The organism is Pseudomonas sp. GW822-FHT02G04, from assembly GCF_058802085.1.
This window is the reverse complement of record NZ_JBXANU010000020.1, coordinates 50,244-77,173: the sequence shown is the minus strand read 5'-3', so window position 1 is coordinate 77,173 and position 26,930 is coordinate 50,244. Positions and strand designations below refer to the sequence as shown.

Annotated in this window: 33 protein-coding genes and 1 pseudogene; 4 read left to right on the top strand and 30 right to left on the bottom strand. The window is 59.0% G+C overall.

Going from position 1 to position 26,930, the window contains the following annotated elements:
* The first annotated feature begins 55 nt into the window (after window positions 1-55).
* Window positions 56-757, top strand: a complete 702-nt coding sequence (gene tsaA / locus AC1RO5_RS22250; RefSeq protein ID WP_493177664.1) for a tRNA (N6-threonylcarbamoyladenosine(37)-N6)-methyltransferase TrmO — start codon at window positions 56-58, stop codon at window positions 755-757.
* Window positions 758-828: 71 nt separating this feature from the next.
* On the opposite strand, the gene fpr is transcribed toward tsaA, so the two are convergent.
* Window positions 829-1,608, bottom strand: a complete 780-nt coding sequence (gene fpr, locus AC1RO5_RS22245; RefSeq protein WP_003443014.1) for a ferredoxin-NADP reductase — start codon at window positions 1,606-1,608, stop codon at window positions 829-831.
* 122 nt (window positions 1,609-1,730) lie between these two features.
* Between fpr and AC1RO5_RS22240 the strand changes: the two genes are divergently transcribed.
* A complete protein-coding gene (locus AC1RO5_RS22240; protein WP_007940567.1) occupies window positions 1,731-2,657 on the top strand; it encodes a LysR family transcriptional regulator in 927 nt (308 codons plus the stop codon).
* Here the strand turns inward: AC1RO5_RS22240 and AC1RO5_RS22235 are convergent.
* The 3 genes from AC1RO5_RS22235 to AC1RO5_RS22225 all read right to left on the bottom strand — a co-directional run bounded on the left by AC1RO5_RS22235 (window position 2,654) and on the right by AC1RO5_RS22225 (window position 4,731).
* Window positions 2,654-3,016, bottom strand: a complete 363-nt coding sequence (locus AC1RO5_RS22235) for a diacylglycerol kinase (RefSeq protein WP_019580981.1) — start codon at window positions 3,014-3,016, stop codon at window positions 2,654-2,656. The genes AC1RO5_RS22240 and AC1RO5_RS22235 overlap by 4 nt on opposite strands.
* A gap of 75 nt (window positions 3,017-3,091) precedes the next feature.
* A complete protein-coding gene (erdR, locus tag AC1RO5_RS22230; protein ID WP_018926954.1) occupies window positions 3,092-3,742 on the bottom strand; it encodes a response regulator transcription factor ErdR in 651 nt (216 codons plus the stop codon).
* A gap of 230 nt (window positions 3,743-3,972) precedes the next feature.
* A complete protein-coding gene (locus tag AC1RO5_RS22225; RefSeq protein WP_493177662.1) occupies window positions 3,973-4,731 on the bottom strand; it encodes a tRNA-uridine aminocarboxypropyltransferase in 759 nt (252 codons plus the stop codon).
* A gap of 189 nt (window positions 4,732-4,920) precedes the next feature.
* Here AC1RO5_RS22225 and AC1RO5_RS22220 point away from each other — a divergent pair, with 189 nt between their 5' ends.
* Window positions 4,921-5,346, top strand: a complete 426-nt coding sequence (locus AC1RO5_RS22220) for a PA3611 family quorum-sensing-regulated virulence factor (RefSeq protein ID WP_007940563.1) — start codon at window positions 4,921-4,923, stop codon at window positions 5,344-5,346.
* Here the strand turns inward: AC1RO5_RS22220 and AC1RO5_RS22215 are convergent, their stop codons facing one another.
* Window positions 5,347-5,541, bottom strand: coding sequence for a hypothetical protein (locus AC1RO5_RS22215; RefSeq protein ID WP_018926957.1), 195 nt, complete (start codon window positions 5,539-5,541; stop codon window positions 5,347-5,349).
* A gap of 490 nt (window positions 5,542-6,031) precedes the next feature.
* Here AC1RO5_RS22215 and AC1RO5_RS22210 point away from each other — a divergent pair, with 490 nt between their 5' ends.
* A complete protein-coding gene (locus AC1RO5_RS22210) occupies window positions 6,032-7,150 on the top strand; it encodes an LOG family protein (RefSeq protein ID WP_493177660.1) in 1,119 nt (372 codons plus the stop codon).
* 42 nt (window positions 7,151-7,192) lie between these two features.
* Here AC1RO5_RS22210 and recX read toward each other — a convergent pair whose 3' ends face one another.
* From recX to AC1RO5_RS22085, 25 genes and pseudogenes are all read right to left on the bottom strand, one after another.
* Window positions 7,193-7,660 (bottom strand): recombination regulator RecX, encoded by a 468-nt coding sequence (recX, locus tag AC1RO5_RS22205; protein WP_007940560.1) that lies wholly within the window; start codon window positions 7,658-7,660, stop codon window positions 7,193-7,195.
* Window positions 7,661-7,668: 8 nt separating this feature from the next.
* Window positions 7,669-8,721: a recombinase RecA gene (gene recA, locus AC1RO5_RS22200; RefSeq protein ID WP_493177659.1), complete on the bottom strand. Its 1,053-nt coding sequence runs from the start codon at window positions 8,719-8,721 to the stop codon at window positions 7,669-7,671.
* Window positions 8,722-8,804: 83 nt separating this feature from the next.
* Window positions 8,805-9,305: a CinA family protein gene (locus tag AC1RO5_RS22195; RefSeq protein ID WP_493177658.1), complete on the bottom strand. Its 501-nt coding sequence runs from the start codon at window positions 9,303-9,305 to the stop codon at window positions 8,805-8,807.
* Window positions 9,306-9,385: 80 nt separating this feature from the next.
* Window positions 9,386-9,904, bottom strand: a complete 519-nt coding sequence (locus AC1RO5_RS22190) for a lysis system i-spanin subunit Rz (protein ID WP_493177657.1) — start codon at window positions 9,902-9,904, stop codon at window positions 9,386-9,388.
* Window positions 9,886-10,446 carry a glycoside hydrolase family 19 protein gene (locus AC1RO5_RS22185; RefSeq protein ID WP_493177655.1) on the bottom strand — a complete coding sequence of 187 codons (561 nt, stop codon included), beginning with the start codon at window positions 10,444-10,446 and terminating at the stop codon, window positions 9,886-9,888. Before AC1RO5_RS22185 ends, AC1RO5_RS22190 begins: the two co-directional genes overlap by 19 nt.
* 30 nt (window positions 10,447-10,476) lie before the next feature.
* Window positions 10,477-10,923 (bottom strand): phage tail assembly chaperone, encoded by a 447-nt coding sequence (locus AC1RO5_RS22180; protein WP_493177653.1) that lies wholly within the window; start codon window positions 10,921-10,923, stop codon window positions 10,477-10,479.
* A complete protein-coding gene (locus AC1RO5_RS22175; RefSeq protein ID WP_493177652.1) occupies window positions 10,924-11,823 on the bottom strand; it encodes a gp53-like domain-containing protein in 900 nt (299 codons plus the stop codon).
* Window positions 11,824-11,949: 126 nt separating this feature from the next.
* On the bottom strand, window positions 11,950-12,426 hold the full coding sequence (locus AC1RO5_RS22170) for a phage tail assembly chaperone (RefSeq protein WP_493177650.1): 477 nt from the start codon (window positions 12,424-12,426) through the stop codon (window positions 11,950-11,952).
* Window positions 12,426-13,345: pseudogene (locus AC1RO5_RS22165) on the bottom strand (glycine-rich domain-containing protein). Before AC1RO5_RS22165 ends, AC1RO5_RS22170 begins: the two are co-directional and overlap by 1 nt.
* A 37-nt stretch (window positions 13,346-13,382) precedes the next feature.
* On the bottom strand, window positions 13,383-13,946 hold the full coding sequence (locus AC1RO5_RS22160; protein ID WP_493177649.1) for a tail fiber assembly protein: 564 nt from the start codon (window positions 13,944-13,946) through the stop codon (window positions 13,383-13,385).
* A 7-nt stretch (window positions 13,947-13,953) separates the two neighbouring features.
* The gene (locus AC1RO5_RS22155; protein ID WP_493177648.1) at window positions 13,954-15,033 is read right to left on the bottom strand and encodes a phage tail protein; all 1,080 of its coding nucleotides are present in this window, start codon (window positions 15,031-15,033) and stop codon (window positions 13,954-13,956) included.
* 135 nt (window positions 15,034-15,168) lie between these two features.
* The gene (locus tag AC1RO5_RS22150; RefSeq protein ID WP_493177647.1) at window positions 15,169-15,684 is read right to left on the bottom strand and encodes a phage tail protein; all 516 of its coding nucleotides are present in this window, start codon (window positions 15,682-15,684) and stop codon (window positions 15,169-15,171) included.
* Window positions 15,681-16,832, bottom strand: coding sequence for a phage tail protein (locus tag AC1RO5_RS22145; protein ID WP_493177645.1), 1,152 nt, complete (start codon window positions 16,830-16,832; stop codon window positions 15,681-15,683). Before AC1RO5_RS22145 ends, AC1RO5_RS22150 begins: the two co-directional genes overlap by 4 nt.
* Before the next feature lie 11 nt (window positions 16,833-16,843).
* Window positions 16,844-17,443: a YmfQ family protein gene (locus AC1RO5_RS22140; protein ID WP_493177643.1), complete on the bottom strand. Its 600-nt coding sequence runs from the start codon at window positions 17,441-17,443 to the stop codon at window positions 16,844-16,846.
* On the bottom strand, window positions 17,431-18,474 hold the full coding sequence (locus tag AC1RO5_RS22135) for a baseplate J/gp47 family protein (RefSeq protein ID WP_493177641.1): 1,044 nt from the start codon (window positions 18,472-18,474) through the stop codon (window positions 17,431-17,433). The genes AC1RO5_RS22140 and AC1RO5_RS22135 overlap by 13 nt, the downstream gene beginning before the upstream one ends.
* On the bottom strand, window positions 18,464-18,862 hold the full coding sequence (locus tag AC1RO5_RS22130) for a phage GP46 family protein (protein WP_493177640.1): 399 nt from the start codon (window positions 18,860-18,862) through the stop codon (window positions 18,464-18,466). Before AC1RO5_RS22130 ends, AC1RO5_RS22135 begins: the two co-directional genes overlap by 11 nt.
* Complete coding sequence (locus AC1RO5_RS22125; protein ID WP_493177638.1) at window positions 18,862-19,371, bottom strand: phage baseplate assembly protein V; 510 nt, start codon at window positions 19,369-19,371, stop codon at window positions 18,862-18,864. The genes AC1RO5_RS22130 and AC1RO5_RS22125 overlap by 1 nt, the downstream gene beginning before the upstream one ends.
* Window positions 19,372-19,423: 52 nt before the next feature.
* Window positions 19,424-20,467, bottom strand: coding sequence for a phage baseplate assembly protein (locus AC1RO5_RS22120; protein ID WP_493177637.1), 1,044 nt, complete (start codon window positions 20,465-20,467; stop codon window positions 19,424-19,426).
* A 3-nt stretch (window positions 20,468-20,470) separates the two neighbouring features.
* Window positions 20,471-21,706: a DNA circularization protein gene (locus AC1RO5_RS22115; protein ID WP_493177636.1), complete on the bottom strand. Its 1,236-nt coding sequence runs from the start codon at window positions 21,704-21,706 to the stop codon at window positions 20,471-20,473.
* Window positions 21,703-23,718 carry a phage tail tape measure protein gene (locus AC1RO5_RS22110; protein WP_493177634.1) on the bottom strand — a complete coding sequence of 672 codons (2,016 nt, stop codon included), beginning with the start codon at window positions 23,716-23,718 and terminating at the stop codon, window positions 21,703-21,705. Before AC1RO5_RS22110 ends, AC1RO5_RS22115 begins: the two co-directional genes overlap by 4 nt.
* A 130-nt stretch (window positions 23,719-23,848) precedes the next feature.
* The gene (locus AC1RO5_RS22105) at window positions 23,849-24,145 is read right to left on the bottom strand and encodes a phage tail assembly protein (protein WP_007940544.1); all 297 of its coding nucleotides are present in this window, start codon (window positions 24,143-24,145) and stop codon (window positions 23,849-23,851) included.
* Window positions 24,142-24,489, bottom strand: a complete 348-nt coding sequence (locus AC1RO5_RS22100) for a phage tail tube protein (RefSeq protein ID WP_018926973.1) — start codon at window positions 24,487-24,489, stop codon at window positions 24,142-24,144. The genes AC1RO5_RS22105 and AC1RO5_RS22100 overlap by 4 nt, the downstream gene beginning before the upstream one ends.
* Before the next feature lie 67 nt (window positions 24,490-24,556).
* A complete protein-coding gene (locus AC1RO5_RS22095; RefSeq protein ID WP_493177633.1) occupies window positions 24,557-26,053 on the bottom strand; it encodes a phage tail sheath subtilisin-like domain-containing protein in 1,497 nt (498 codons plus the stop codon).
* Window positions 26,053-26,235: a DUF2635 domain-containing protein gene (locus tag AC1RO5_RS22090; protein WP_003198311.1), complete on the bottom strand. Its 183-nt coding sequence runs from the start codon at window positions 26,233-26,235 to the stop codon at window positions 26,053-26,055. The genes AC1RO5_RS22095 and AC1RO5_RS22090 overlap by 1 nt, the downstream gene beginning before the upstream one ends.
* On the bottom strand, window positions 26,232-26,816 hold the full coding sequence (locus tag AC1RO5_RS22085) for a phage tail terminator protein (protein WP_493177631.1): 585 nt from the start codon (window positions 26,814-26,816) through the stop codon (window positions 26,232-26,234). The genes AC1RO5_RS22090 and AC1RO5_RS22085 overlap by 4 nt, the downstream gene beginning before the upstream one ends.
* Window positions 26,817-26,930 lie beyond the last annotated feature (114 nt).

Genomic DNA, 26,930 nt, shown 5'->3' with positions numbered 1-26,930 from the left:
AATGATCTTTGGGTGGGTTATCATGCTCACCCTCAAATCGCTTTGACCCCAGACCATGACCTACAGTGTTTCCCCCATCGGCTTCGTGCGCTCCTGTTTCAAGGAGAAGTTCGCCATTCCGCGTCAACCGCAACTGGCCCCGGCCGCTCGGGGCGTACTGGAGCTGGTGGCGCCGTTCGATCAGGGTGATGCGGTGCAGGGGCTGGAGCAGGTCAGCCATGTGTGGCTGTTGTTCCTGTTCCATCAAGCGCTGGAAGAAAAGCCACGCCTCAAAGTCCGCCCTCCGCGCCTGGGCGGTAACAAATCCATGGGCGTATTCGCCACCCGCGCGACGCATCGCCCCAATGGCATCGGCCAGTCGGTGGTCAAACTGGACAAGGTCGAAGCCAATCGGCTGTGGATTTCCGGCATCGACTTGCTGGACGGCACGCCAGTTCTCGATATCAAACCCTATGTGCCCTATGCCGATATCATCGACACGGCGTCCAACAACATCGCCAGCGCCCCGCCGCTGCTGATTCCCGTGCAGTGGACGGACTCAGCCCTGCAACAGGCCCACGGCCACGCTCAGCGGCTTGGCGAGCCTCTGGTCGAGCTGATCGAGCAATGCCTGGCACAAGACCCACGCCCGGCGTACCAGATTCCTGCGCCTGAGCGTGAATACGGCGCGCAGTTCTGGGATCTGGATGTGCGCTGGCATTACCCCGAACCTGGGCTTATCCGCGTTCTCGAAGTCATTCCCGTATCCAATTCGTAGGCGATTGTGTCCAGCATAAAAAAGCCCGCGTTGCCTTGAGGCAACGCGGGCTTTTCAGTGATGCGGTGTTCTTACTTCTCGACGAACGCACGCTCGATCAGGTAATCACCCGGCTCGCGCATCCGCGGCGAAACTTTCAGGCCGAAGCTGTTCAACACTTCGCTGGTCTCGTCGAGCATGCTCGGGCTGCCGCACAGCATGGCGCGGTCGTCCTGCGGGTTGATCGGCGGCAGACCGATGTCGCTGAACAGCTTGCCGCTGCGCATCAGGTCGGTCAGGCGGCCTTCGTTTTCGAACGGCTCGCGGGTCACGGTCGGGTAGTAGATCAACTTGTCACGCAGGGCCTCGCCGAAGAACTCGTTCTGCGGCAGGTGCTCGGTGATGAATTCGCGGTAAGCGACTTCGTTGACGTAACGCACGCCGTGGCACAGGATCACCTTTTCGAAACGCTCGTAGGTTTCCGGGTCCTGGATGACGCTCATGAACGGCGCCAGACCGGTACCGGTGCTGAGCAGGTACAAATGCTTGCCAGGCTTCAAGTCATCCAGCACCAGGGTGCCGGTAGGCTTCTTGCTGATGATGATCTCGTCGCCTTCCTTCAGATGCTGCAACTGGGAAGTCAGCGGGCCATCAGGCACTTTAATGCTGAAGAACTCGAGATGCTCTTCCCAGTTCGGGCTGGCAATCGAGTAAGCGCGCATGAGCGGCCGGCCGTTGGGCTGTTGCAGGCCGATCATCACGAACTGACCGTTCTCGAAGCGCAGGCCCGGATCGCGGGTGCACTTGAAGCTGAACAGAGTGTCGTTCCAGTGATGAACACTGAGGACACGCTCGTGGTTCATGTTGCTCATGTACGTGGGACTCCTGGAGATTTTGCCTGCGCCGATGATGTGCACAATTGCATCGCATTCTAATGGCAGCGACAATATCTGTTAAATGGATTATTACGATAAGGGTTATCGGTTATATCGATATGCGATTTACTCTCCGTCAACTTCAAGTATTCGTCGCCGTCGCCCAGCAGGAAAGCGTATCCCGTGCTGCGGGCCTGCTCAACCTCTCGCAATCGGCGGCGAGCACCTCGATCACCGAGCTGGAGCGCCAGTGCAGCTGTCAGCTGTTCGATCGCGCCGGTAAACGGCTGAGCCTCAACGCCCTCGGCAAACAGCTGTTGCCGCAAGCGGTGGCCCTGCTCGATCAGGCCAAGGAAATCGAAGACTTGCTCAACGGCAAGTCCGGTTTCGGCTCCCTGGCGGTCGGAGCGACCCTGACCATCGGCAATTACCTGGCCACCCTGCTGATCGGCAGCTTCATGCAGCGCCATCCGGAAAGCCAGGTGAAACTGCATGTGCAGAACACTGCCAACATCGTGCAACAGGTGGCTCACTATGAAATTGATCTGGGTCTAATCGAAGGCGATTGCAGCCATCCAGACATCGAAGTGCAGAGCTGGGTCGAAGATGAACTGGTGGTGTTCTGTGCACCCCGGCATCCGCTAGCCAAACGCGGTACAGCCACCATGGAGGAGCTGAGTCATGAAGCGTGGATCTTGCGTGAACAAGGCTCTGGCACGCGGCTGACGTTCGATCAGGCCATGCGCCACCACCGCAGCGCGCTGAACATACGCCTGGAGCTGGAACATACCGAAGCGATCAAGCGCGCAGTGGAATCGGGTTTGGGGATTGGCTGTATTTCACGCCTGGCGCTGCGCGATGCGTTCCGCCGTGGCAGCCTGGTGCCGGTGGAGACACCGGATCTGGACCTGGCGCGACAGTTCTATTTCATCTGGCACAAACAGAAATACCAGACCTCGGCGATGCGCGAATTCCTCGAACTGTGCCGCGCCTTCACCGCCGGGGTTCAGCGCAGCGACGAGATCGTTTTGCCGGCTATCGCTTAAAGCAGGATCACCGCCCACACCAGCGCAATCATGCTCAACGCCACGAGTTGAGCGGCGCTGCCCATGTCCTTGGCGTTCTTGGACAGTGGGTGCAACTCCAGGGAAATGCGGTCGATGGCCGCTTCCACCGCCGAGTTGAGCAATTCGACGATCAACGCCAACAGACAGACTGCAATCAGCAGCGCCTGCTCGACACGGCTGACATTCAGGAAGAACGACAGCGGAATCAGGATGGCATTGAGCAACACCAGTTGCCGGAAGGCCGCCTCGCCAGTGAAGGCCGCGCGCAGGCCGTCCAGGGAATAGCCGGAGGCGTTGAGGATGCGTTTTAGGCCGGTCTGGCCTTTGAAAGGTGACATAGAGTAAGCAACTGACCAAAAAGGAGTGGGAAAGCTAGATTAAGCAAAGTCAAAAAAGCGTGAATACGTGACACCTTAGTGGCTCGAAATTGACTCAAGTTGTTGCAAGAGCAGCGCCGCCTGAGTTCGGGTCCGCACATTCAGCTTACGGAAAATCGCCGTGACGTGGGCCTTGATCGTCGCTTCGGACACGCTCAATTCGTAAGCAATCTGCTTGTTCAGCAAACCCTCACAGACCATGGTCAACACCCGGAACTGCTGGGGTGTCAGGCTGGCAAGGCCTTCGCTGGCAGCCTTGGCTTCGTCGGAAACGCTGACCGCTTCGAAGGCTTGGGGCGGCCAGAAAACGTCACCATCGAGCACCGCGCGCACAGCTTTCTGAATGACACTCAGGTCACTGGACTTGGGAATGAAACCGCTGGCGCCGAACTCACGGGACTTCACCATTATCGACGCTTCTTCCTGCGCCGACACCATCACCACCGGAATCTGCGGGTACTGACCGCGCAACAACACCAGCCCGGAAAAACCGTAAGCCCCTGGCATGTTCAGGTCCAGCAACACCAGGTCCCAATCGGCCTTTTCGGTCAGACGGCTTTCCAGCTCGGCAATGCTCGCCACTTCCACCAGCCGGACATCCGGGCCCAGGCCCAGGGTCAATGCTTGATGCAAGGCACTACGAAAAAGAGGGTGGTCATCGGCAATCAGGATTTCGTATGTGGCCATTTTTCAAATGATCCTGTTTTTCATGGGACGCCCGATGCATTCAGGCCTCGCCAAAACAACTCGAGGTGCCGCCACGCAGCGGCACCAACAGGGCACGTTCAACGCCAATCACGTCGGCGTATCAAACCGTGGCCGCGCCCTAATCGGCGCCAAGCATGCCCAGCGAAGCCGGGGTGGTCAAGTTGCATGGTGCGGCCAACGGGTCTCGTTCCTTGCAGTATGGGCGACGTTCAGCCGACAACGGGTGCCGCGTGCTGTACGAAGGGCATCAGCTCGGCGTGGGCCGGTGTTTCAACATTCATATCCAGCTGATGTTTAGCGTCCAGGTAATGCTGGCTGAACACATCAAAATAGGCGTCCAGTGCCGATGCAGCGTCTGTATCGCCGGCAAGATCCAGGCACAGCGCGGCCACTTCGGCCGTACACAGGTGTTCGCTGCGCGTGGACCTGCGCAATCGGTAGCGTGAAAGCTTCTCGGGGAGCAGGCTCAGGATCGGCAACCCATCAAAATAGGGGCTTTTTCGGAAAATCTTCCGGGCTTCGGTCCAGGTGGCGTCCAGCAGAATGAACAGCGGGCGCTTGGTGCTATCTACCGCGACGCTGTGGGTAACTCGCTCGGGCTCGACGTATTCGCCCGGAAACACCAGGTACGGTTGCCATTGCGGGTCGGCCAACAGCGCCAGCAGTTGTTCATCGACTTCGGTGCGCGACCAGATGAATGCATGATTGTCGCGCACCACATCGGCGATCAGCCAACCGGTGTTGCTCGGCTTGAACACTTCTTTATTGGTCATGATCAGGCATACGCCGCTGCGGGCTTCGACCTGCGGGCGCCAGGCACACAGACAGTGGCTCTCGATCACGCGGCAGGCACGGCAACGGGTTGCCCGCCAGCCACGGGCCTGAATCGGCTTGATGCCCGCCTCTTCGCGTTCATCGCGCAAGCGGGCGACGGCGTTCTTCGAAACGGGCGCAAGGGTTTGACTCATCGCAGGCAACGCCGACAGGTAAGGAAAATCGACACAAAAAACACTCGGCAAGGCAAAAAGTGCCGGCAGTTTACCAGAGGGTTCGGCGCAAGCCTGTACCGTCCGGGCCTCCTCCCCTATAATTCGCCGCCACTGAACGCACAGTCATGTGACGGGTCGAAGCACCAGTCACTGAACCAGGAGAGTTTCATGCTGCGCCTTATCGTTCCCACCGCTGCCGTTTTGCTGGCGTCGTCCTTCAGCGCTCAGGCTGCTTCCTTGAGTGAGCAGAATCTGAACAGAGAGCTGCGAAACGTCGCTGTACAAAGCAGCGTTGGCACTCCACGGGCGATCAACGAAGACATTCTTGATCAGGGCTACACTGCCGAAGGAAAAGTGCTGATCAACCACTTGAGCGTGCAAAGTAGCCACGCCGAAAAAATGCGCGCCGATCCAAAAGCGGTGTACTTCCAGCTTGGCGCCTCCGTATGCAGGAACGAAGGGTTCCGCAAGCTGATGGCCAAGGGCGCGATCATGCGTTACGACTTCACCGAGGTGAAGACCAACCGCCCGGTCGGCTCCGCAAGCTTCCAGGAATCGGACTGCCCGAAAGCGACTCCCGCGAAGAAGAAATAATTATCTGGCATTGGCGCGCCGCTGTTCATCCTCGGCGCGCAGCTCTGCCAACAGCGCCTGCAAGTAACGCGAACGTCGCTCTCCCCCCTCCAGACGTCGGCAACACTCCTCTTCGAGACTCAAATGATGGGTCTCGGCCGAAGCTTTCAGCAATCGATACAGTTGCGCATCGATCTCCAGAGTCACTCTGGGCATGGTTTCCCGCCTCCCTGCATGCATTGATCGCCGTTGATCACGCGATAAATCCCTGAATTGCTTGAATGTTGCGCCCAGCCATTGACGCAAAGTTGTCGTATCACGCCTGTAACTTAGTAAATCAGAGCGCAGGACATGCGGCTTGCGTTCAGACGAGCGGTGAAAGCACGTTGCAAATCGTCAATAAGCGGTTGCCAGGAAAGACTTTGCGGCGCAATGATCGAGCCAGCGCAAATCGTCGCGAGGGTCTAAATTCAATGTGTTCACGTTGATTTTTCGAGGGCAGAAAAGGGGCTGCCCATTACGGTGTCTTATTGTGCGAACGTTTCTTTCATTCAAGGGATAAACAGAGCCCGTATGGATGACTTGATTGCAACCGAGTCAGGTAGAGCGCCCAGGCATGGGCTTGGGCAGACAGCGACACAAGGGGTGTCGCGGCGCCGACGATTGTTTTGTCGGGCCAAGGGTTCTGTGCAGAAGGAGAAGTTGAATGCCTTACCAACCGAATGACCTCCTGAGCCGTCATTTTCAAGAAAGCGGCCACGACCTCACCAGCAAGGTCGAAGAACAACTCAACCTGGTTTCACCCAACAGCCCCAACATCCCGATTTACCGCGACATGATCCTGACCGTGCTGCGCATGGCCCAGGAAGATCACAACCGCTGGAATGCCAAGATCACCCTGCAAGCCCTGCGCGAACTCGAGCATGCCTTCCGTGTGCTGGAGCAGTTCAAGGGGCGACGCAAAGTTACCGTTTTCGGCTCGGCCCGCACGCCGATAGAACACCCTCTGTATGCTCAGGCCCGAGAACTGGGCGCCGCCCTGGCGCGCTCGGACATGATGGTCATCACCGGTGCCGGTGGCGGCATCATGGCGGCAGCCCATGAAGGTGCCGGCCTGGAACACAGCCTGGGATTCAATATCACCCTGCCCTTCGAGCAACATGCCAACCCCACGGTCAATGGCACCGCCAACCTGCTGCCCTTCCACTTTTTCTTTACCCGCAAGCTGTTCTTCGTCAAGGAAGCGGATGCGCTGGTCCTGTGCCCAGGCGGTTTCGGTACGCTGGATGAAGCACTGGAGGTGCTGACCCTGATCCAGACCGGCAAAAGCCCGCTGGTGCCCGTGGTGCTACTGGATGCACCAGGCGGCACGTTCTGGCAAGGCGCGCTGGACTTCATTCACCATCAACTGGAGGAAAATCGCTACATCCTGCCGACCGACATGAAGCTGTTGAGCCTGGTCTACAGCGTCGAAGATGCCGTGGAGCAGATCAACCAGTTCTACAGCAACTTCCACTCCAGCCGCTGGCTCAAGCATCAGTTCGTGATTCGCATGAACCACAAGCTCAGCGACCAGGCGCTTGAACACATGCAGGAGGCATTCGCCGACCTGTGCCTGAGCGATCACTTCCATCAGCATGCCTACAGTGGCGAGGAGCACGACGAAGCGCAGTTCAGCCATCTGGCGCGATTGTCCTTCACCTTCAACGCTCGAGATCATGGCCGTCTGCGGGAATTGGTGGATTACATCAACCTGCCGGAAAACTGGGCCCAGTCCAGACCCCAGGCGCAACAACGCACACGGCAACCGTCCAAGGTAACGTGATGCAAAAAAACGGCCCGCTATCGAAATAGCGAGCCGTTTCAGTCAATCGTCCATCCCTCGGCCGCTGAACAAGCGGCTGATCATTTCCATGGAATATCCCCGATAACTCAGGAACCTGCCCTGTTTGGCACGTTCCCGGGCGTCTATCGGTAAATGCCCGGAAAATTTGCGCCGCCAGGTGTCTTCCAGTTGTTCCTGCCAATCGATACCACTCTCGCGCAAGGCGAGCTCAATGTCGGTACGTTGCAGGCCACGCTGGCTCAGCTCTTCGCGAATGCGCAAAGGACCATAACCGGAACGGGCACGGTAGGAAACGAAGCTTTCGAGATAACGGGATTCGGACAACAAGCCCTCTTCCGTCAAGCGGTCGAGTGCTGTGTCGATCATTTCAGGGAGGGCGCCGCGCTGACGCAGTTTGCGCGTCAGCTCGACTCGACCGTGCTCGCGTCGCGCGAGCAGGTCCATTGCGGTTCGCCGCACCGCGACGAGTGTATCGAGTACGGCGGTCATCGGATCGATCAGATATCAGCGTCAGCCAGGTCGTCTTCGGTCTCTCTGACGGCCGAAGCCTTGACGTCCGGTGACGGGGTCAGCAGTTTGTCGCGCAGCTGCTTCTCGAGGGTCGCGGCGATTTCCGGATTGTCTGCCAGGAACTTGGCCGAGTTGGCCTTGCCCTGACCGATCTTGGTGCCGTTGTAGGCATACCAGGCACCGGACTTCTCGACGAAACCGTGCAGCACACCCAGGTCGATCATCTCACCGTTGAGGTAGATGCCCTTGCCGTAAAGAATCTGGAACTCGGCCTGACGGAACGGCGAAGCCACCTTGTTCTTCACGACTTTGACGCGGGTTTCACTACCGACGACTTCATCACCTTCTTTCACCGCGCCAGTACGACGGATGTCCAGACGAACCGATGCGTAGAACTTCAGCGCGTTACCACCGGTGGTGGTTTCCGGGCTGCCGAACATCACGCCGATTTTCATGCGGATCTGGTTGATGAAGATCACCAGGCAGTTGGCGTTCTTGATGTTACCGGTGATTTTACGCAGCGCCTGGGACATCAGACGGGCTTGCAGGCCCACGTGCATGTCGCCCATTTCGCCTTCGATTTCAGCCTTTGGCACCAGAGCGGCCACGGAGTCGACGATGATCACGTCAACGGCGTTGGAACGCACCAGCATGTCGGTAATTTCCAGGGCCTGCTCGCCGGTGTCCGGCTGGGAAACCAGCAGGTCGTCGACGTTGACACCCAGTTTGCCGGCGTACTCAGGGTCGAGAGCGTGTTCGGCGTCGACGAATGCGCAAGTCGCGCCGGCTTTTTGAGCCTGGGCGATCACCGACAGTGTCAGGGTGGTTTTACCGGAGGATTCAGGACCGTAGATTTCAACGATACGGCCTTTTGGCAGACCGCCAATGCCGAGCGCGATGTCCAGACCCAGAGAGCCAGTGGAAATGGCCGGGATCGCCTGACGGTCCTGATCGCCCATACGCATTACGGCACCCTTGCCGAATTGACGTTCGATCTGACCCAGGGCCGCAGCCAAGGCTTTCTTCTTGTTGTCGTCCATTAAAGTCCTCACGTAATCAATAAGGCCTGACGGCCAACACCTGTATAAGTAGCCAGTATTATTCCACAGCGTTTCAGGATCGCCTACCCCTGATTTGAGATTTCTCCAGCGGTATGCCGCAGCAGCCCCTCTAGCGCGGCCTTCACCGTTTGTCGGCGGACCTCGTCGCGGTTACCGGCAAAGTGCTGGACCTCGCTGAACACCTGCTCACCGACGCCCCAGGCCAGCCACACCGTGCCCACGGGCTTGTTCGGCGAACCGCCATCCGGCCCCGCCACACCGCTGACCGCCACGGCAAAACGCGCCCGGCTTTTTTCCTGCGCGCCCCGGACCATGGCCTCGACCACCTCGCGACTGACCGCCCCGACGGTTGAAAACAACTCGGCCGGGACATTCAATTGCTGGGTTTTCTGACGGTTTGAGTAGGTGACATAACCGGCCTCGAACCACGCCGAGCTCCCCGGAATGCGGGTGATTGCCTCGCTGATCCCACCGCCGGTGCAGGATTCGGCGGCAGTGACGTGGGCATTGAGAAACTGCAAGCGTTTGCCGAGTAGATCGGCCAGATGAGTGATCTCTTTCACGGCTCTCTCCTGATCGAGCGGAATGAGGCCTACCGTACACGAGCGGATCGCACTTGCAAGGTTCAGGATCGATCAAAATGTTAGCGAGCAAGGGCTCTGATATAGGCCTGACAGGCCTGCAAGGCAATCAGCCCGCGGTCGCCGGCGTCGGTGATGGCGATAATTCGTTGAGCATGCGCCGGGTCAAGTCGGGCTCGCGGGGCGCCATGATCCACGCTGCTGGCGCCGGAGGCGGCTGGCACTGCACAGGTTGAGGCAGCGTCATGGGCATCGAGGAGGACTGACAGGCGCACATCAGCAGTGGCAAGACGATCGCGCAGGCGACCTTGATCACGTTCGGCATCGCTAAGCGCTCGATAATGGGTTTGTTCACTGGCCGACAGTCGCTGCTCCAGGGCCAGACGCCTGTTTTGTTCGGCCTGTTGCTCGGTGACGGTGGCCAGAGTCAGTTGATTAAGGGTCTCGGCGTGCAGCCTGGCCTGTTCCGCCAGTTGCCGACTGTAGCGCCAATCCTGAAACTGCCAGGCCAGCGCCGCCGAACAACCGGCCAGCACCAGCAGACCGATCAATCGCCAGCCGATCAGACCGAAGACTGGCATAGCACCGCCCTCGCCCGCGCCCAGATTTCCAGGCGATCCTGCAACCCGTTCAGCCCGCCGTTTATACGGCGAGTGATGCTGTTGAACTGGTCGCGATCGGCCAATTCATTCAGGCCATTCTGCTCCCAAAACCAGGCGGCGGACTCGGCCGCCCATTGCGGTTGCTCCAGCAATTCAGGTAACGCCAACAAACGTTCATCGCCAAACAGGCCGAGACTGCATTGGTGGTAGTTGTTGCGCCCGGTGATCTGGATCAGGCCTCGGCCACGGTATTTTTGACCGTCACCATCGGGTTCCGGAGTGTTGCCCAAACGGACGGCCAGGGTGCCGATGTCGTATTTGCTCAGGTATTGAGTGCTGCCCAGTTCACGCACGTACTGCAATTGCCCCGATTCGTGACCGACTTGTGCGAGGAAGGCGGCGATGCGTTTCGGGGTGTTGATGTTGCGGTGAGACATGGCGGCGTTGAGGGCAGAAATGAAAACGCCCGCTTGGGAGCGGGCGTTTGGCATGATGCTTTGTAGTTGTTGCGTAACGATCATAATTACCCCGAAAGGCAGGCGGAAAAGGCGTTAAAGTTGCTCAGCCAACCACAGTGGAGCACTGGGTCGATGTTCGGTGAACGGGAAGAAAGATCCTTGTGGCCAGTCTCGCAGTGCACGACGATAAGCCTGCAGTTGGGCGTATTGATCGGTAGTCAAAGTAGTGCCCCCGCCATCCTCCAGTTCATCTCTATCGCGAGCAACCATACTGTCCGTGGCCGATAGCTGTGCATCACGCCAGAAACGCTCGGCGTTCGCGGCTTCTTCCGGTGCAAGGGGTGGTGTATCGACAAGAACGGGATACCCGTTATCGGCACGAACGGAAATCATCTTCGCGGTGACGGCTAACTCTTGAAGTAGTGACACCCAGTACGTCTGAGGAATCTCTATGACATCGGAAGGAATATCCGATGTATTGATCCCGGGTACATACACACCACAGGTACTTGCGCTAAACAAAACATTGAACTCGTTCATTCAATACCCCTTGGCAAAATAGGTAACACCCCACCCGGCCCTGACAGAACCGCCCATGTCCCGAACCTTCAATCGGCAGCCCTGTTTCGTGGCAGTACCGGCCAACATGATGACCATCGCCCCGTCACCGCCAACATGAGTGGCAACGACAGAAACAAAAGCGGTAGGAAACGAAATCGGAAAGGTGACAAAAACTTCTCCGTTAGCATCCGTCGTACCGTAACCCCATTGATCAATGTTGCCGCTGGAGTACTTCTGGTAACCAGGGTTGCCGTTCATCCCGGAGAACAACGAGGAGTATTTCAAGCTGACGGTGCCGCCCACCAACCGCCATTGATTCTCCAGCTTGAGGAACTCGGCGGTTTCCCCCACCCCGAGAACAATGGAGCCTGTTACACCGTTCGAAGTTTTGATGGTGTCCGGGCCAGGCGCTGCCGAGACCGTCAACGCGCCAGCCCCGGCATTGATAATGCTCATCGTGGAGGCGTGGGCGATACCGGTGGTGGCAGGTAACGTCGCTGTAATCGGCGTATTGCTGGTGAAACTGCTGACACCGCCAATGTTGGACGCTGTCAGTACCGCACTATCGGCATAGGACGTGAAGCCAGAAAATTGCAGACCACTACGGGTAACAAAGGCAGTCGTTGCGACGCTATTGTCATTATCGAATTGCGGGGCAGTGACAAACAGACCACTGCTGCGCAATGCCGCAAGAAGTTGATTATTCAGCCCTTCCGCAGGGGCTATTCCAGCGGCCTGGATAACACTTAATACTTCCTGGGTAATGCCATTACCCCAACTCGCCGGAATCAAAGATCCAGGCGCCCCTGTCACAGGGTTTTCATCGACAAACTTCCCATCAACCAATCCGGCGCTGGGTACACTTCTTGGGTAATCCACTGATTAGCTCCTGATCCATGATATCCGGTACCAGCCTAAGAGGCGGTACGACAGCAACTCAGCCCACAAATAAAAACGTCCGCTTGGGGCGGACGCTGAACCTGTCTATAAGGTGCTGTGACTTATTCAATGCGACTCCAGTGAATCGGCAAGCCAATGGGGAGCCGCGGGCCTGGCAGGCGTTTGCGGAAATTGGCTCGATCCTGGCCACTCACGTAACGCCTGGCGGTACTCCAGCAACTCCAAATACTGCTTTGCAGATAGTGTCGTCACTCGACCAAGCTCCTGCTCATCGCGATGGCGTGCTACAAGCCATTGGTTGGCTGAGAGGCTGGAACTGCGCCACAAACGCTCTTGCATTACCGGATCGTCATCCGACATATCAGCCGTCAGCGATGAATCAACGTGAGTGTCCGACGCAACGGGTGGCGCGACACTCGGCTCTATTGGGTTCAGCCGCTCTCCCACTTCAACTTCAACCCCCTCAGGGACAAACATCATTGAGGTCAGATACCCGGGGGCAAACAATTCAGAGATCGCGTAGTTGCCAGTGTCGATCAGTTCAGCGACAAGCCCTTCCTCCAGGCGTGCATAAACAGCCATTATTCGTACTCCCAGATTTCACAAAAGGCGTTGCCGCCGGACCCGCTCAGGCATGAGGCCGAAGCATTGGTCGAGCAACTGCCACTGCCTCCCGAACCTCGCGCACCGGAGTTACCATTGCCGTTCACCCCCGTAAAAGAGCCGCCACCGTCAAATTGACTGGCGCCTCCGGCTCCAGACAGAAGCCCCCAGTTGGTATTGCTCATCGCATAGCCACCGTGAATGCCGCGAGCGTTGGCAAGATTGCCTCCTGTAACCGTCAGCCCTCCCGCGCCTCCTTGAACAAACCCGGACGTGGTCGCCACGAACGTCAGGATTTGTCCGCCGAAACCTCCCGCAGCGCTCATGTAGGTCCCAAAGGAAGCACCGCCTCCCGCAGCACCCGCCCCGTTGCGCGCGGCACCACCAGCCCCAACGTAATAGGCACCCCGGCCAGCATTTCCGCGCTCACGTCATAGAGACTTTCGGCATAGGCACCCGAACCACCGCCGCCACCCAGACTTTGATAAGTCGCCGCGACGGGCGGGCAACCGGCCCCGGAACCACCGGCGCCAACCAACCGTACGCGAATCCGTTTGGCCTTGGGATTGGGGCGGTAAACCGTGATCCCGACAGTGTCGAATTGCTTGACCGCCAACAGTCGGCCAACGGCATCGGTGATGCCGTAACCACTTAATGTGGTCGGGGTGTTGTTCATTTTGGTGAAATCGACCAATGCGCCGATCGCCAGCGCCAACTGGTCATTTCTGGCTTCGTCAGGTGTCAACCCGGCAGCCTTGATGACGTTCAGAATCTCTTGCGTCACACCATTGCCCCAGGCCGCTGGAATCAGCGATCCCGGTGTTCCGACAATGGGGTTTTCATCGACAAACCAGCCATTGACCAGGCCAACACTGGGAATACTTGTTGGATAATCCACTTTCTCTTCTCTCGCTGTAGGTCTAATAGAACATTGACTATTTCTCGATGGAACCAGGAGCGAGAGGCCAAACGATTTCGGTTGGAAAACCCGCTTGTTGCTCAATGCGATTCAGCTCAACGCTGTAGAGTTTCCACTTCATCAGGGCCAACTGCTCATCGTGAGAGGCATCACCGATATCCTCGGCATATTGAAGTGGCGCTATACGCAAAACTGCCTCACGAAGGAGCGTGTCGCGCTTGGCCAGAACCTGAACTTTGATGTCGAACAGGCGAGCCACCTCGTCAAGTTTCCAGCCATTGTCATTCCAGACGTAGTAGTTGCCCGGCCATGGTTCGACTGTAAAAACTTCCGGTAACTCTCCGAGTTCACTCCAGACCTGCTGGGCCCCGCCATCCTTGCGATAAACCAAACCGCGACGATCAATCACTTCCCGGGGAACATTGTTCACCAGCGCCCAGATACGGCCGTTTTCCGCAGGCGGGAGTTCGAATGAAAATTCAACGGCATTACTGGGTAATTGAATACCGATACCCGGAGTGACGGAAAACTCTACGGGCCCTGACAAGGCGCCCGAGTTATCTAATAGATAATAAAACATGGACACCTCAGATAAGTTTTATACGACCGGGATAAGCGATGTTGCGAGGGCGCGTGACGCCACCATGGTTAATCAACTCCGAATCAGGTAGTTGCGTAACGGGTGGAGGTGGTGTGATGTATTTGACGGTGGCGCCCCCGTAATCCGTATAAACTGCCCCATCAAGACCCAGTTGAGTTTTTTGACTATTGATATGCGACGCAAACAGAATGTTGTCACCTATACCGTTATCGCCCTGTACCAATGAGCCTTTTTGCCAAGAGCCTGGAGCTCGACCCGGATCGACATCGCGCCCCTCAGCCAGTAAACGAAGAAACTCACCTCGAGCCTCCGGCGTTCGAAACGTTGTCGAACCATCTCCAGGCGTCCATGCGCCCCCACGGTCACTTTCAGAACGCAACATGCCCGACTGTTGTGCGTGATCCCAAAGCCACGGCCATTCGAGGCGATTGAGCAGAGATCCATTGAGCGCACCATAGCCACCAGGTACTACTGACGTAGTTGTCTCAAAAACAGTCCGTCCAAGTGTAGTACTGTCAAACCGTCCAACTGGCCACCAACTACCCGCCGCGTCACTGCGCAGGTGCCACCAATCACCGGCCCCCATCAACACCAGAAACGGATAGCCACCCGTATTCAGATGAGTGTGAAACTTGATGGAGTCCGCTCCCGCACACTGAATAACCAGACGATTGCCGCTGTTATCAACACGTCGAACGATGACGTCACGAACGCCCAACGCAATATCGGCTGAAGGCAGGCTGACGGTGGCGGCACCGGAACTGGCATCAATCAGTACAAAGCCAAGTTCTTCGACGGTCAGAACCTTTGATGCGGCTAGCCGCGTGATTACCGAACGTATCGGATTGGTCTTGCCAATGATCGCCAGGATAGCCTTGAGCAGTTGACTGTTGTCCGCTTCGGAAGGCGCCAGACCGCCCCCGGTAATCACGCCCAGAACCTCTTGCGTGACGCTGTTTCCCCATACAGCCGGAATCAACGATCCCGGCGTCCCGGCGACGGGGTTTTCATCGACAAACCGGCCATCGACCAGCCCGACGCTGGGGACGCTTTTTGGATAGTCCATACGTCTATCGTTCCTCTGAAATTACAAATGGTCCGTGTCGATGCGTTTGTCGGTGCAATCGCGCCCACGGTTTTTTTCAAGAAAAAAAACCCACGAATAAGTGGGCTTGAACAGGGGGAATTGAATGGTTCTCGCCTAGTCAGCCGGGCCGCTGATGAATTCGCGAATAGCCACCAACGCTTCATCGCCCACGCTGCGGGCCAGATCCATCTTGCCCTTGGCCGCGTGCGCGCGGATTTGTGTTTTGGCCTTGAGGCGTAGCGTGCGCAGAATCAGCAATTGGTCGCTGAGTTCTGCGGCTTTACTCAGGATCTGCTCGGCGGCCTGCTTGGCCGTCCGACCTTTAACGACCCAAGCGGACACAGCCAGCGGTACGTCCTTTTTCGGATAGCCCGCGTCCTGAAAAGCTTGGGCGTCAGCCGCCGCCTGAGCGTATTCCATGGCTTTGAGTGGATCACCGGCCAGAGCAGTGCGTGCGCTGTCTGCGGCGGCATCGACTTTGGCGCACAGGCGTTCGGCTTCCTGCTGTTCCAGCTGGGCAACTTTCGCGGCGTCCAGCAGCCACTTTTCACCGTTCCAGTCATGGGCGGCAGAAGGTTGTGCGGGACGCAGACCGTCCTCGAACTGATGAAGCTCTTGAATAACGTTCATCGAATCAACTCCCAGGAAAGACTGACATTGACGGCTGCCGCAAAGTTGATCGCGATTCCCGTGGCGTAGTCAGACACCGGGTGGTTCTTGATCCCCATACTGAACAGCAATTCATCGCTGACGGCGCTAGTCGAACCGAGCAGGTGTTCGGTCTGGTAGGACTGCCACAGCGAACGTATTTGGTTATGGTCAAAACTGGCGGTCAGCGTCGTGACCGTGACGTCGTTGATATAGTTGTTGCTGAAGATCACGCACGGCAACGGAGCCGTCCAACCAGCATCGTGATTGGAACTAGTGGTCAAGGCTGGTGATAGATAGCAATAGTTGCCACCGACCCAACCCGCTGGCGCAAACGCCACCGAGGATATTTCCGTCGCAGAGGGCGTCGGGTTACCAACAATCAGGTGTGCCGCACGGGCATGAGGATCCAGCGGCAGGTAAACCACACCATTTCCGTTGACGGTTTGCGTCCACGCCAACCGGTTGCGGTTGTAGATCGCCCTGATGACCGGCACGGCCCCTGGCGCTCCCGTCATCACCCAAGCAATGCAGATGTCCAGCGGTGTGGACTGAAAACCGCCCCCCGCCCCGCCGTTGACAGTGCCCTTCAAACCTTCGGGCGCAGCGTCATAGATCGTTCCGCGCTGCATGTAAAACGTCAGCGCTCCACCGATCACCTGCGCTCGCAGAAAGTAGCCCGAGTTGGGCAACAGATCGACGCTGCTCCAGGCCGTGGTCACAAATGTACGGGAACGCCCCAACTGCCCGGCCACGACTTCCTGACCGAGACTGATGTACACACCAGCCGGAATCGAAACCTTGCCACCGCCGGTAGAAACAGCGGTCGGGGTCACCGGCAAACGGGCATCGGCAGTCGCCACTGTCGGCAATGGCAAGGCCGTTAGGGGCAATGCCAAATCCTGGTTCCAGCCCTTGGCGGTGACCGTTTGAATCGCTTGCAGCAACTGGTCGCTTTTCGCCTCATCCGGGGTCAATTCCCCAGCCTTGATGACGTTTACAATCTCCTGCGTTACCCCATTCCCCCATTCCGCCGGAATCAACGACCCCGGCGTCCCGGTCAGCGGGTTCTCATCCACAAACTTCCCATTCACCAACCCGGCGCTGGGTACACTCTTCGGATAATCCATCCCTCTACTCCTTAGTCATAATTGATGTGCACTCTGGTATGCGCCGGTGCGCTGCGGTGGATCAGGCACTCCAGTGCCGAGCCCGGATTCACGCCGAAGCGCTCGCCCCAGTAACTGGCGCCGAAACGTCGTCCCAACAGCAATCGCCCACCGGTATTCAGGGTCCACATGAACTGCGCTTCCCAAGTGCCCCAATGCGCGGCACCGAATCGCGAGCGGCCCATGCGCGGGGCTTCGAGTTCTGTGATGGTGGCGTTCGGGTAACCCTGGCTTTTGGCGATCTCGAGGTAGTAGCCGACGGCCTGGCTGCCGACCGCGAGCAAGCGGCGGCGTACTGCGAGGCGGCGGTCGTCGAACAACGGCGTGGTGCCCAGGCACGGGTCGGGCAGGTTCATCACCCGCTCCCAATCGGGCACCAGCTCGCTGACGCCGGCCGGGTCCATTTCGTTGAGCAGGTCGGCGGCGCGGGCGTCGAGGCGGGCCAATTCCTGGGCAACGCCTTCGAGCACTTCTTCGAGCTCAGGAACTTGTTCAGGGTCCCAGGCCGGCCCGCTGGGCAGCAGGCTGCGTAGTTGGGCGTGGTATTGCGCGGCGGTTCTTATGCCCCCCATACGCAACCTCCAAACGTCAGCAATTCGCTTTTGTTGGCAGGGACATCGGCGACGGGCGAGGTGAGTGCATGGTCGTACTCACCACTGGCGCTGCTGATGGCTTCACGGACGTGACTGATCAACAACTTCTGGCCGAGGTCGGCTTCACGGTTATGCAGGTCACGTAATTGCGCCTCGACTGCCGCGCGTACTGCTGTAGTGTCGGGATTCACTGTGAGGTGATAAACGACCGGTACCTGAACCGGCCGCTGCACATGCACTTCGGCGGTGACCGGGCGCAGAGGCTCGATGTAGGCCTGGACTTCGGCCAGTTGTTCGTCGTTCGGCACCGGTTGCGGATCATCGTCACGCATGATGAACAGGCTGACGGTGCCCGGTCCCAACAAACCGCCACGGCACCAGGCGCGGGTCACGCCAGGGCATTCCAGGGCCCAGGTTTCATAGTCCTGGGCCGAACCGCCCTGGGGGATAATGCGGTAGGAACGAATCACCCGAGAACGCAGTGACTCCAGGCTTTCCCGCGCCACACCGCCGTTGAGACCCGGCGCCAGTACGGTAAAGCTATTGCCGACGATCCCAGCAATCGGCTGCACCGGAATCAGCGTCATGCCGGCCTCGGCATTGCCCAGGCTACCGGCTTCGAGCGCGGCGATGGTGGTGCTGTTGAGGCCGTTGCTGGTGGTGCGCGCGGCGGTCACTTTGTAGGTGCGACCGTCGCTTGATTGCAGCAGGGTGTCGACGTCCAGCACGGCACCAGCGCTGGCGGTAAAGCTGACGCTGCCGCTGGCCGCTTGTGCGGATTTGCGCGGCTGGTTCAAACGTAGTGCGGCGATCCGTTCCAGGGTCGATTCATCGGCCTTGTCCGGTAGGATCTGCTCGGCGATCCAGTCCAGATAGCCATACAGCCCATAGGCGGCGCCACCGAGGGTGCGGGCCAGTACTTGCGCATCGGACTGGCGCAGCGAATCGCTGGCCAGGTCGCTTTGGGTGCGCTTGATCAGCACCGGCAGCGAAGGGGTTTCAAACGGCATAGATCACCTGCCAACTGTTATCGGGGTTGATGTCCAGGCGTTCGCCGTCGGCCAGGGTCAGGACCGTGCGCAGGTTCAGGCGCTGGGCGTCGAGGCGTTCGCTGATGATGTCGATGGCGCTGCAATGGCCGTCGTCGATCAGCCATTGCAGGGCTTCGCGGGCGTAGAACTCGGCGTCCATCTGGGTCTGGCGTGTCAGCTTGACCCGGCGCAGCAGCCACAGCCGCGAACCTATGCGGTCGTCGGCCACCGTAGGAAAGCTGTCGCCCCACCAACCGAAACGCTCTTCGTCGTCGAGGGCATCGTCATCGGCAGCGCGGCGCCAGGTGAACAGGCTGATCAGCACTGCACGGGTCAGAGCGGTGTGGAGGTTTTGACTGATCAACATCACTGCCCTCCCGCCGATACGCCGGTCTGGCCGTTGCCCGCTTGCACGCCGACGTGTACGTGTTTGATCTGGCTGATACCGCCGGCAATCTGATCGCCGGTGGAGACGATTTTTCCGGTCTGGTTGATCACCGGGCTGTCGATGTTCACCGCGCTGCTGGCGCGGATGTTCAGGGTGGCGGTTTCGATGTCGATGATCCGCCCGCGCTTGAAGTGGATCTTGTCACCTTCGTCGGTGTAGATCGCCACTTCGCCCGCGGCCAGGGACTTGAGGCGATAGCGACGGTCGGCGACCACCAGCACGATGGCGTGGGAGCGATCACCGCCCAGAAATGTGGCGACACCTTCTGCGCCGGCCAGTGGGTTGCTGGTGAAACCGTAGGGTTCGAAGTGCTCCATGTCGTCGTTCACTTCGCCGGCGGTGAGGCGCATTTGCAGCGATTGAAGCTTGGTGGCCGAATTGGCGAGCACGACAGTGCCGCGCGCCAGGAGGCGTGTCAGTAGGCTCATGTTGAATTCCTTGGAGGAGCGAGGCCGAAGGCTGCGACCTTTAAAGGGGTTATCAGGTTTTCTTCGGGGGCTCGGGGTTGGCGTCGAAGGTATGCGGCGGTGCGACTTGCAGGGTGGTGACCGAGCCTTGCGCCGACAACGAGTAGGTCACCTTGGAAATCAGCATGTCGTCATCAAACCCCAGCACCGGATCCTTGACCCGCACCAGCGTGTTATGCCGCCACAGATCGCCGTTGGATTGCCGCCAACCCTGCACCTGATAGGTGGTGGTTTTGGCCTTGCCGACGCGGGTGGCGCTTTCCCAGTTGGCCCGTTGCAAGGCGAGATCGGGATTGATCTGCATGCCTTCGTTGATCACCGTGACCCGTCGACGCTTGTAGCTCAAGTCGGCGGACACCGATTCAACCTCGCTGACCGCCGCCCCGCTCTTCTTGTCCGTGCCCTTTTGCTGACCGATCACCCGGTACTCGGAGAACACCTGGCTGTAATCCATCGGCGCATTGGCCGACAGAATATTTTTGCCCAATTCCAGCGCATCGCTGGCCCGGCCGCCACTGCCAGGCCGGGCCAGTACCAGCCGCCCTTGGGCATCATCGGTAGAAAACACCCGGAACAACGTCAGCAAGCGGTCGATGGATTGAAACACCGTTTCCCCCGGCACGATGGTGTGACTGCTGAGCCGGGCGGTTTCCGGGATTTCACTCACCACGTAGACCTTATAGGAAGACGCCAGCGCCTCGACGATGCTCAGTAATGGTTGTTGGTGCCATTGGTTGGGACGGTTGATCGCGGCGCAATCCACCAGGTCCTGAGTACAAGAACTGCCTTCGATGTTCAGGCTGATCTGTCGCCCGTCATAACTGATCGGTGCCTTGAACACATACCCGGTCAGCACCAGATCCTGGCCGATGCGCACTTCACAGGCGTCACCGGGCTGGATGCGCTTGTCCACGGTCTGTCCCGGCCATTGCCAGGTGATGTTGAGTTTAAAGGTGCGGAACTGACGCTCCAGATCCGCCGTAATTTCCACGCTTTTCCAGCCACCGTATTCCAGGCCGCCGACCGTCAACGTGACGCGGTTATCCATCTCGTTCATGGTTCACTTCCCGGAGACTTTCACATCGTTCGGCGCGTACCCTGGATGGGCAATCCCGTTGCGCTGAATCACTTCGGTGACCCGCGTTGCATCGGCAAATTGCTTGTACGCCACGACCAGCGCCGGCAGGCTTTCCTGGAAAGACTTGCTGACCTGGCGTACGCCCAATGAAGCCACTGCTTTGAGATGCGCAAGCAGCGCCTGCTTCACATCGTCGATGGCCTGATAATGCGTGGGACCGGCCTTGTCCAGCATCGGGTTGGTCGCCTCGACCAGCGCCTTTTGCAGTGCTTTCAAATCGTCGGTGACCGGCACTTCCTGCCGGGTGACCGGCAGGTTCGCCTGCTGCTCCAGCGATGGCGTCGATGACAGTTTCACCGGTGTCGACGCCACCGGCATCGAGGCGACCCATTGCGCCACTTTGACCAGCAACGTGTCCTGCACCAGATCGGCCATGGCTTGAGCCGCGGCCGTGGTGTCCTTGCCGGTGGTGAGCTTCGGCGCATCAGCCTTGCGGATGGCTTCGAGCTGTTGGGACACGTCGGCAATCACGCCACGATAACCTTCCTTCGCGAAGTCCTTGAGCGATTTGATATCGCCGAGCAATCCCTTGAATTCCGCCGCCACTTCCTTGGGCAACTCCTTGACCGCCTTGACCAGCTCGGTGATCTGCCGATATTGCTCGATCAACGGCTTGAGCTGTTCCTTGATCACGTCATACACCCCGGTCAGGCTGTTGCGCAGATTGGCGATGCCGATCCGCGCCGCCTTGATCAGGGTCATGGCCTGTTCGAAACGCGCTACCGCCGAGCCCAGCAAGGTGTCGGCCTTGGCCAGCAGCACCTTCTGCGTGCTGACCGTGGCCGTCGGAAACGGCAGCGGTTCATCGGGGTAAAACTTCAGCGTAAAGGTCACCAGCCCGCCGTCCTGGCGGGTGTGGGTCATGTCGCATTCGCCGACCTTGACCTGTAGCCGCCCCAGCCACGGATGGACCAGTTCACCACTGCCCTGTTCCAGCGCCTTGAGCAGCTTGTCGCGCTGCTCCAGGCAATCGGGGCCGATGATGAACGCCGTCAGATCGTGGATCTTCGCCTGCTGGCCAAGGCCCTCGAAAAACGGTAGGTCCCGCTGCGGATACTCGTGCAGCTGGCCCTTTTTACCGACCGGGGTTTTCGCCTGATCGACCCAGAAACCGACACCCCGAAAGGACGCCGGCAACAAACGGTCACGCCAACTCATTGGAGGCCTCCTAGAGAAAGTGAGCGGTAGCCGATGCGCGAGTTGAGCGCCAGGCCCGGTTGATTGGTTTGTGGCTGATCGGTACGCAAGCCGGCCGGCGCGTTTTCGAAGCGCACGGTCAGGCCGCCTTCGAGTTGCGTGCGGTTGTTGGCGGCGGTTTGTTGCACCAAGGCGTTGGAGCCTTGGGCCAGGTTGTTCGACAGCGGCACAGCGTCATTGCTGGCACCAAAGAACGCAGGTGCGAATTCGCCCTTGCCTTCGGCGTTGGTTTTCTGTTGCGCCGCGGTCAGGCCTTCGACCTTGCCGGTCACATTGGCAATCAAACCGCCAAAGCCACCATTGAACATTTCCCTGATCGGCACGAGCAAATCTTGCAGCTTGCCCCACCAACTGGAGAACCACTCGGTGACTGGCTCCCAACCGGCCTTGAACATGTCCAGAGGTGACCAGTCAAATAGTCCTTTGAAGTAATCCACCATCGGTTGCGCCTGCACTTGCAGGTTCTGCCACATCCCTGAGAAGTAATTGCTCACCGGATCCCAGGCGGCACGAAACACTTCAGACGGCGACCAGTCGAACAGGCCTTTGAAAAAACTCACCATCGGTTGCGCCTGCACTTGCAGGTTCTGCCACACCCCTGAGAAGTAATTGCTTACCGGATCCCAGGCGGCACGAAACACTTCAGACGGCGACCAGTCGAACAGACCTTTGAAAAAAGCCACCGCCGGTTGTGCCTGCACCTGCAGCCTCAGCCACATCCCCGAGAAGTAATTGCTCACCGGGTCCCAGGCTGTACGAAACATCTCCGTCGGCGACCAGTCGAACAAGCCTTTGAGAAAATCGACCGCCACCGCAGCCAACGCACGAAGTACATCCCAGATCGCCGAAAAGCACGTAACCACCGGCTGCCAGGCACGGGCGACCTTGTCCACCACGTTCCAGTCAAAGAGCTTCTTGAGGTAACTCATCGCCGGCACTGCCAAGGCCCTGAGCAAATCCCAGAGCGCGGAAAACAATCCCACCAGCGGCTGCCAATTGCTGGCGACGATGACGAGCGGATGCCAGGAAAACAGCGTCTTGAAAAAATCGCCGATCGGTGCGGACAGGTTTTTTACTCCCTCCCAGAGCGAACCAAAAAAGCCACTGATCGGTGCCCACGCCGCGTCAATCGACGCTTGGGGCGACCACTCGAAGATCGACCGAAAACTCTGCCAGGCTTGCGCCGTCGCACCGTAGATCGATCCCCACAGCTCGGAAACAAAACCGCTGATCGGCGCCCAACCCGCCTTCAGCGCCTCGAGCGGTTTCCAGTTAAACAGGCTCTGGAACGCCGCAAACGTCGACTCCGCCGCTCCTTGCATCGCTTGCCAGATAGCCTTGAAGAATCCCGATATCGGCTTCCAGTAAGCCACTATCAAACCCGCTGTCAGGGCAATCGCTGCCGCGACAATGCCAATGGGGGAAGTCAGCAGCCCCATCACAGCAACGAGCCCCATGGCCCCTGCGGTGACCACCGTGAAGGCCACGGCTGCCGCCGCCAACCCTTCGACCAGTGCAGGGTTATTGGCGACAAATTCGCCAACGGCAGTGATCAACGGCATCAGGCCGGTGACCACGCTGTTGACGGCCGGCAGCAGCGCCTGCCCCATTTTCAAGGAAATACCGTCTACCGCATCGTTGAACTGCTTGAGGTTGGTCGCGGTATGACCGAGCGACACCTCGGGCGCTTTCAGCGTCGTGGTTTTACTGGATTTGTCCTCGAGTTCATCTTCTGCCTTGATTGCCTTTTTGATGCCGCTGATGAAGGGTTCCAGCAGCCCGCCCCCATTGATGAAGGCGCCCGCATCGAGCGTGCCGAGGCCGCTGTCCTCGATGCTTTTCTTGAACTCGCCGATCCTGGCCTTGATGCCCTTGAGCTGGGTATCCAGCTTCTGAGCATTGATCACGACCACGGACATGTTCACCGTGGTCTGAATGTTCGTCAGGCTCATGCTTTGTTGTATGTTCGCCATCACTGCACCTGCTGCATCGCATTGATCCGTTGAGCGTGCTCCAGCGATTCGCGGAGCACATCCAGTGGCCTGGCCATCATCTGTTCGGGGTCAACCTTCCAGAACCAGGCCAGGTCATAGGCGACTGCGATCAGGTCGGTGATGGCCCCGACGCCGCACTCATGAAAAAACTCGCGACCGCCCAACTCAACGTGTTGAGGTCAGCCAGATCCAGCTGGTTGACCGACGACGGCGGGATGCCGGCGCACACGGCGATGTATTTGGCCGCGACGTCCATGTCGAGGCTGACCTCTTCGCTCTTGTCGATCTTGTACGGCAGCGCCTTGATCGCCCGAACTTCCTGCACCGTTGGACGGCGCAGGTTGAGTTCGGTCAAGGGCTCGCCGTGGGCTTCGATCGCAACTTGAAGCTTCACGGCGTTGCTCATTGCCAGGTCCCCTTGATGCCTTCGAATTTCAGTTCGATGGTGGCGTCATCGCCTTTGGATACCGGCTCTTCCACCAGATAGGCGCCGGCCAGTACGTAGACTTTGCCGTTGCTGAATTCGCAGGTGACGGTCATGTCGGAGCCTGCGATCAGTTGCTTGAGCGGGAAGTCTGCGGTGTGCAGTGCCGTTACTTTGAACGACGGCGCGATGTCGGTTTCCTTGTAGAAGCCCGGCACGACGGTTTCCCGTTTAACGGCCATCAATGGTGCTTCGCAGCCACCGTTGATGGTCAGTTGAGCGCCGTCCACTTTGACGTAGCAGGTGCCCGCAATCAGTTGACCCATGGTGTTTCTCCCTTCAAATAAAAAGCCCACACGCGGTGGGCCGAATTCATACAGTCAAAGGCAGCGATCAGGCTGCGTCGTCGTACTGCAGACGGAACTGGTTGAGCAGCGCGAACAAGCGCAGGCCGTTGATGTAGTCCGGCGGGAACAGCACGTTGACCCGGCTCGGGTCCTGGGTGTCGCGCTCGACGATCAGGTGCTCGGCAAACAGTTCGGCGTTTTCCACGTGGCCTTCCAGTTCAAGCTTGGCGTACTGGGCGATCAGCTCACCGCGAATGGTGCTCGGGGTGACGATTGGCTGGCCGGCGCCGAAACGGGTGCCGTCGGAGGCCAGTTTGTGGCGACCGTATTTGCTGGTAATCACGCTTTGCAGACGACGCACGATGAACGCCGACTGATGCATGGTTTCGCTGTCCAGGTAGGAATTGTCTGCCTGGCCGTAGGCGTTCTTCTGATAGGTGGTGATCGAACGCTGAATGCGCACGTAACCGCCTTCGTAGTACGCGGTGGCGATGCCGTAGTTGAGCAGCGACTGACGCTCGGTCAGGGTAAACCGCTCGCTCGCCGGAGCCGGGTCGAGACCTGGCAGGCTGCCGCTTTGGGTCGGACGGCTGGCATCGGCCGAGATGAACACCGAGGTGCGCGCAGCCAGTGCCGCGGCCTGCACCCAGAACGGTTGCGGTACACCCGGCTCCAGCGCCTGAATGGTCATGTGCTGGTCGTTGCGCGCCTGACCTGCCGCCACCAGAGTACCGACGGTGCCGCGTTTGGCGCTGTAGACGTGACCGAACAATTGCTTGGCCCAGGACCAACGACCGGTGCTGTCATCCATGACGGCTTGCCAGGTGTTGAGAGTCGACAGATCCGACCACGGCATGCAGATGAACTCGAACGGTTCATCGCCCAGCGCCGCCACGGCGGCCACTTGATCCGGCACACCGGCACCGCCGGTCATGGCGGTGATGGCCGAGGTCAGGCCGGCCGGGGTTTCTTCGCCATTGCTCTTGCCCAGGCGATTGAACTGCAGGCTGATGTCGTTGCCGCTGTCGCCTGTCCATTTGGTGCTCAGGGTGACCACACCTGCGACCGCCGCCGCAGTGACTGGCAGATCGGCGCTGGCGTTGATTTTCAGTGCCAGGGCGGTGGCCGCTTGCGCCGCGGTGGCGCCGTTGACGATGGCTGCCTGAACGCGAACGCCACCGACGTACAGGTTGAGCACGCCGCTTTGGGTCGCCGTACCGGTCAGGGTCAGCACGCCTTTGGCAATGCTGCCTTCGGTGTTGTGCAGCGGCAGGCACCAGATCTCGCCGATCGGGTCGGTCTTGCGCCAGGTTTCGTACATCGAAGCGAGCATCGAGCCCTGGCCGCCAATGCTTTTGGCCAGCGCCACGCTGGACACCAGCACCAGTTTGCCGGCATCGGCTGGCGCAATGTTGTCGTTGACCTGAGCGACGATCAGGCGGCGCATGGCCGACGACGCGCTATTGGCGGCCGAGTTGTCCATTTCGGCATAGAACAGCGGAACACGAATGTCCGCGGGGATGTTGCTGAATCCGATCGCCATTATTTGGCTCCCTGTGGTTTCGCCGCTTTCACGGCTTTGGTAGTGATATCGCCATCGGCCAGACGTCGACGCCACCAGGCGTTGTCCGGCACTTCACGGCCCTCGAGGGGCAACAGATCGCCCGCTTCCGGGTCTGGCACGGCACGGCCCGGGGCCGGCAGCACGGTGATACGTTTGCTCATGGGATTACGTCTCCAGAGAAAGTCAGTTCCAGGCGTCCATCGGGGCCTGGGCGTTGCAGATTGGGGTCCGCCGGATCGATCGCATCGACCCGCACGGTGACCCCGGTAAAGGACGACAAGCCGTCCAGTTCACGCTCGTGCCAGCTCTGCGCCGGTTGCCCCGGCAGATTGCGGCCGAGCTGGAATTCGGCGAAAAAGCGCAGGCGGTAGAGCACGCGGCTGCTGTTGATGGAAACCAGCTCACCGCCGTCGTAGGCGATGGCGCTGTAGTCGTTGCCAGGCTTGAAACCCACCAGTGCGCGCCACAGTTCGGCGCGCAGGTCGTGCAGTTGATCCAGCGCGGCAGCGGCGTCCGTGGTGTCGAGCACCAGGGTGACTTCGAAGCGGTCGCGGATCGGTTGCAGCATCAGGTTTTGCGCCACACTTTTGCTCGCCACATCGGCGATGGGGACGACGTAGGCGCAAGGCGTGGTGAACGGGTTGTTGGCTTGCAGGGTGGTGAGGTCAATGCCCGCCGCCACACGATTGGCCAGGCTCGGGCATTGCTCACGCAGCTGCGTGAGGATCGGCGTGATCTTCATGAGGGCGCTCCAGCGTTTTATGAAAGGTGTCGGTCAGGAACTGTCGGAGCGAGCCTGCTCGCGAAAGAGGTGGGTCAATCAATATGGATGTTGAATGTGCCGTCACTATCGCGA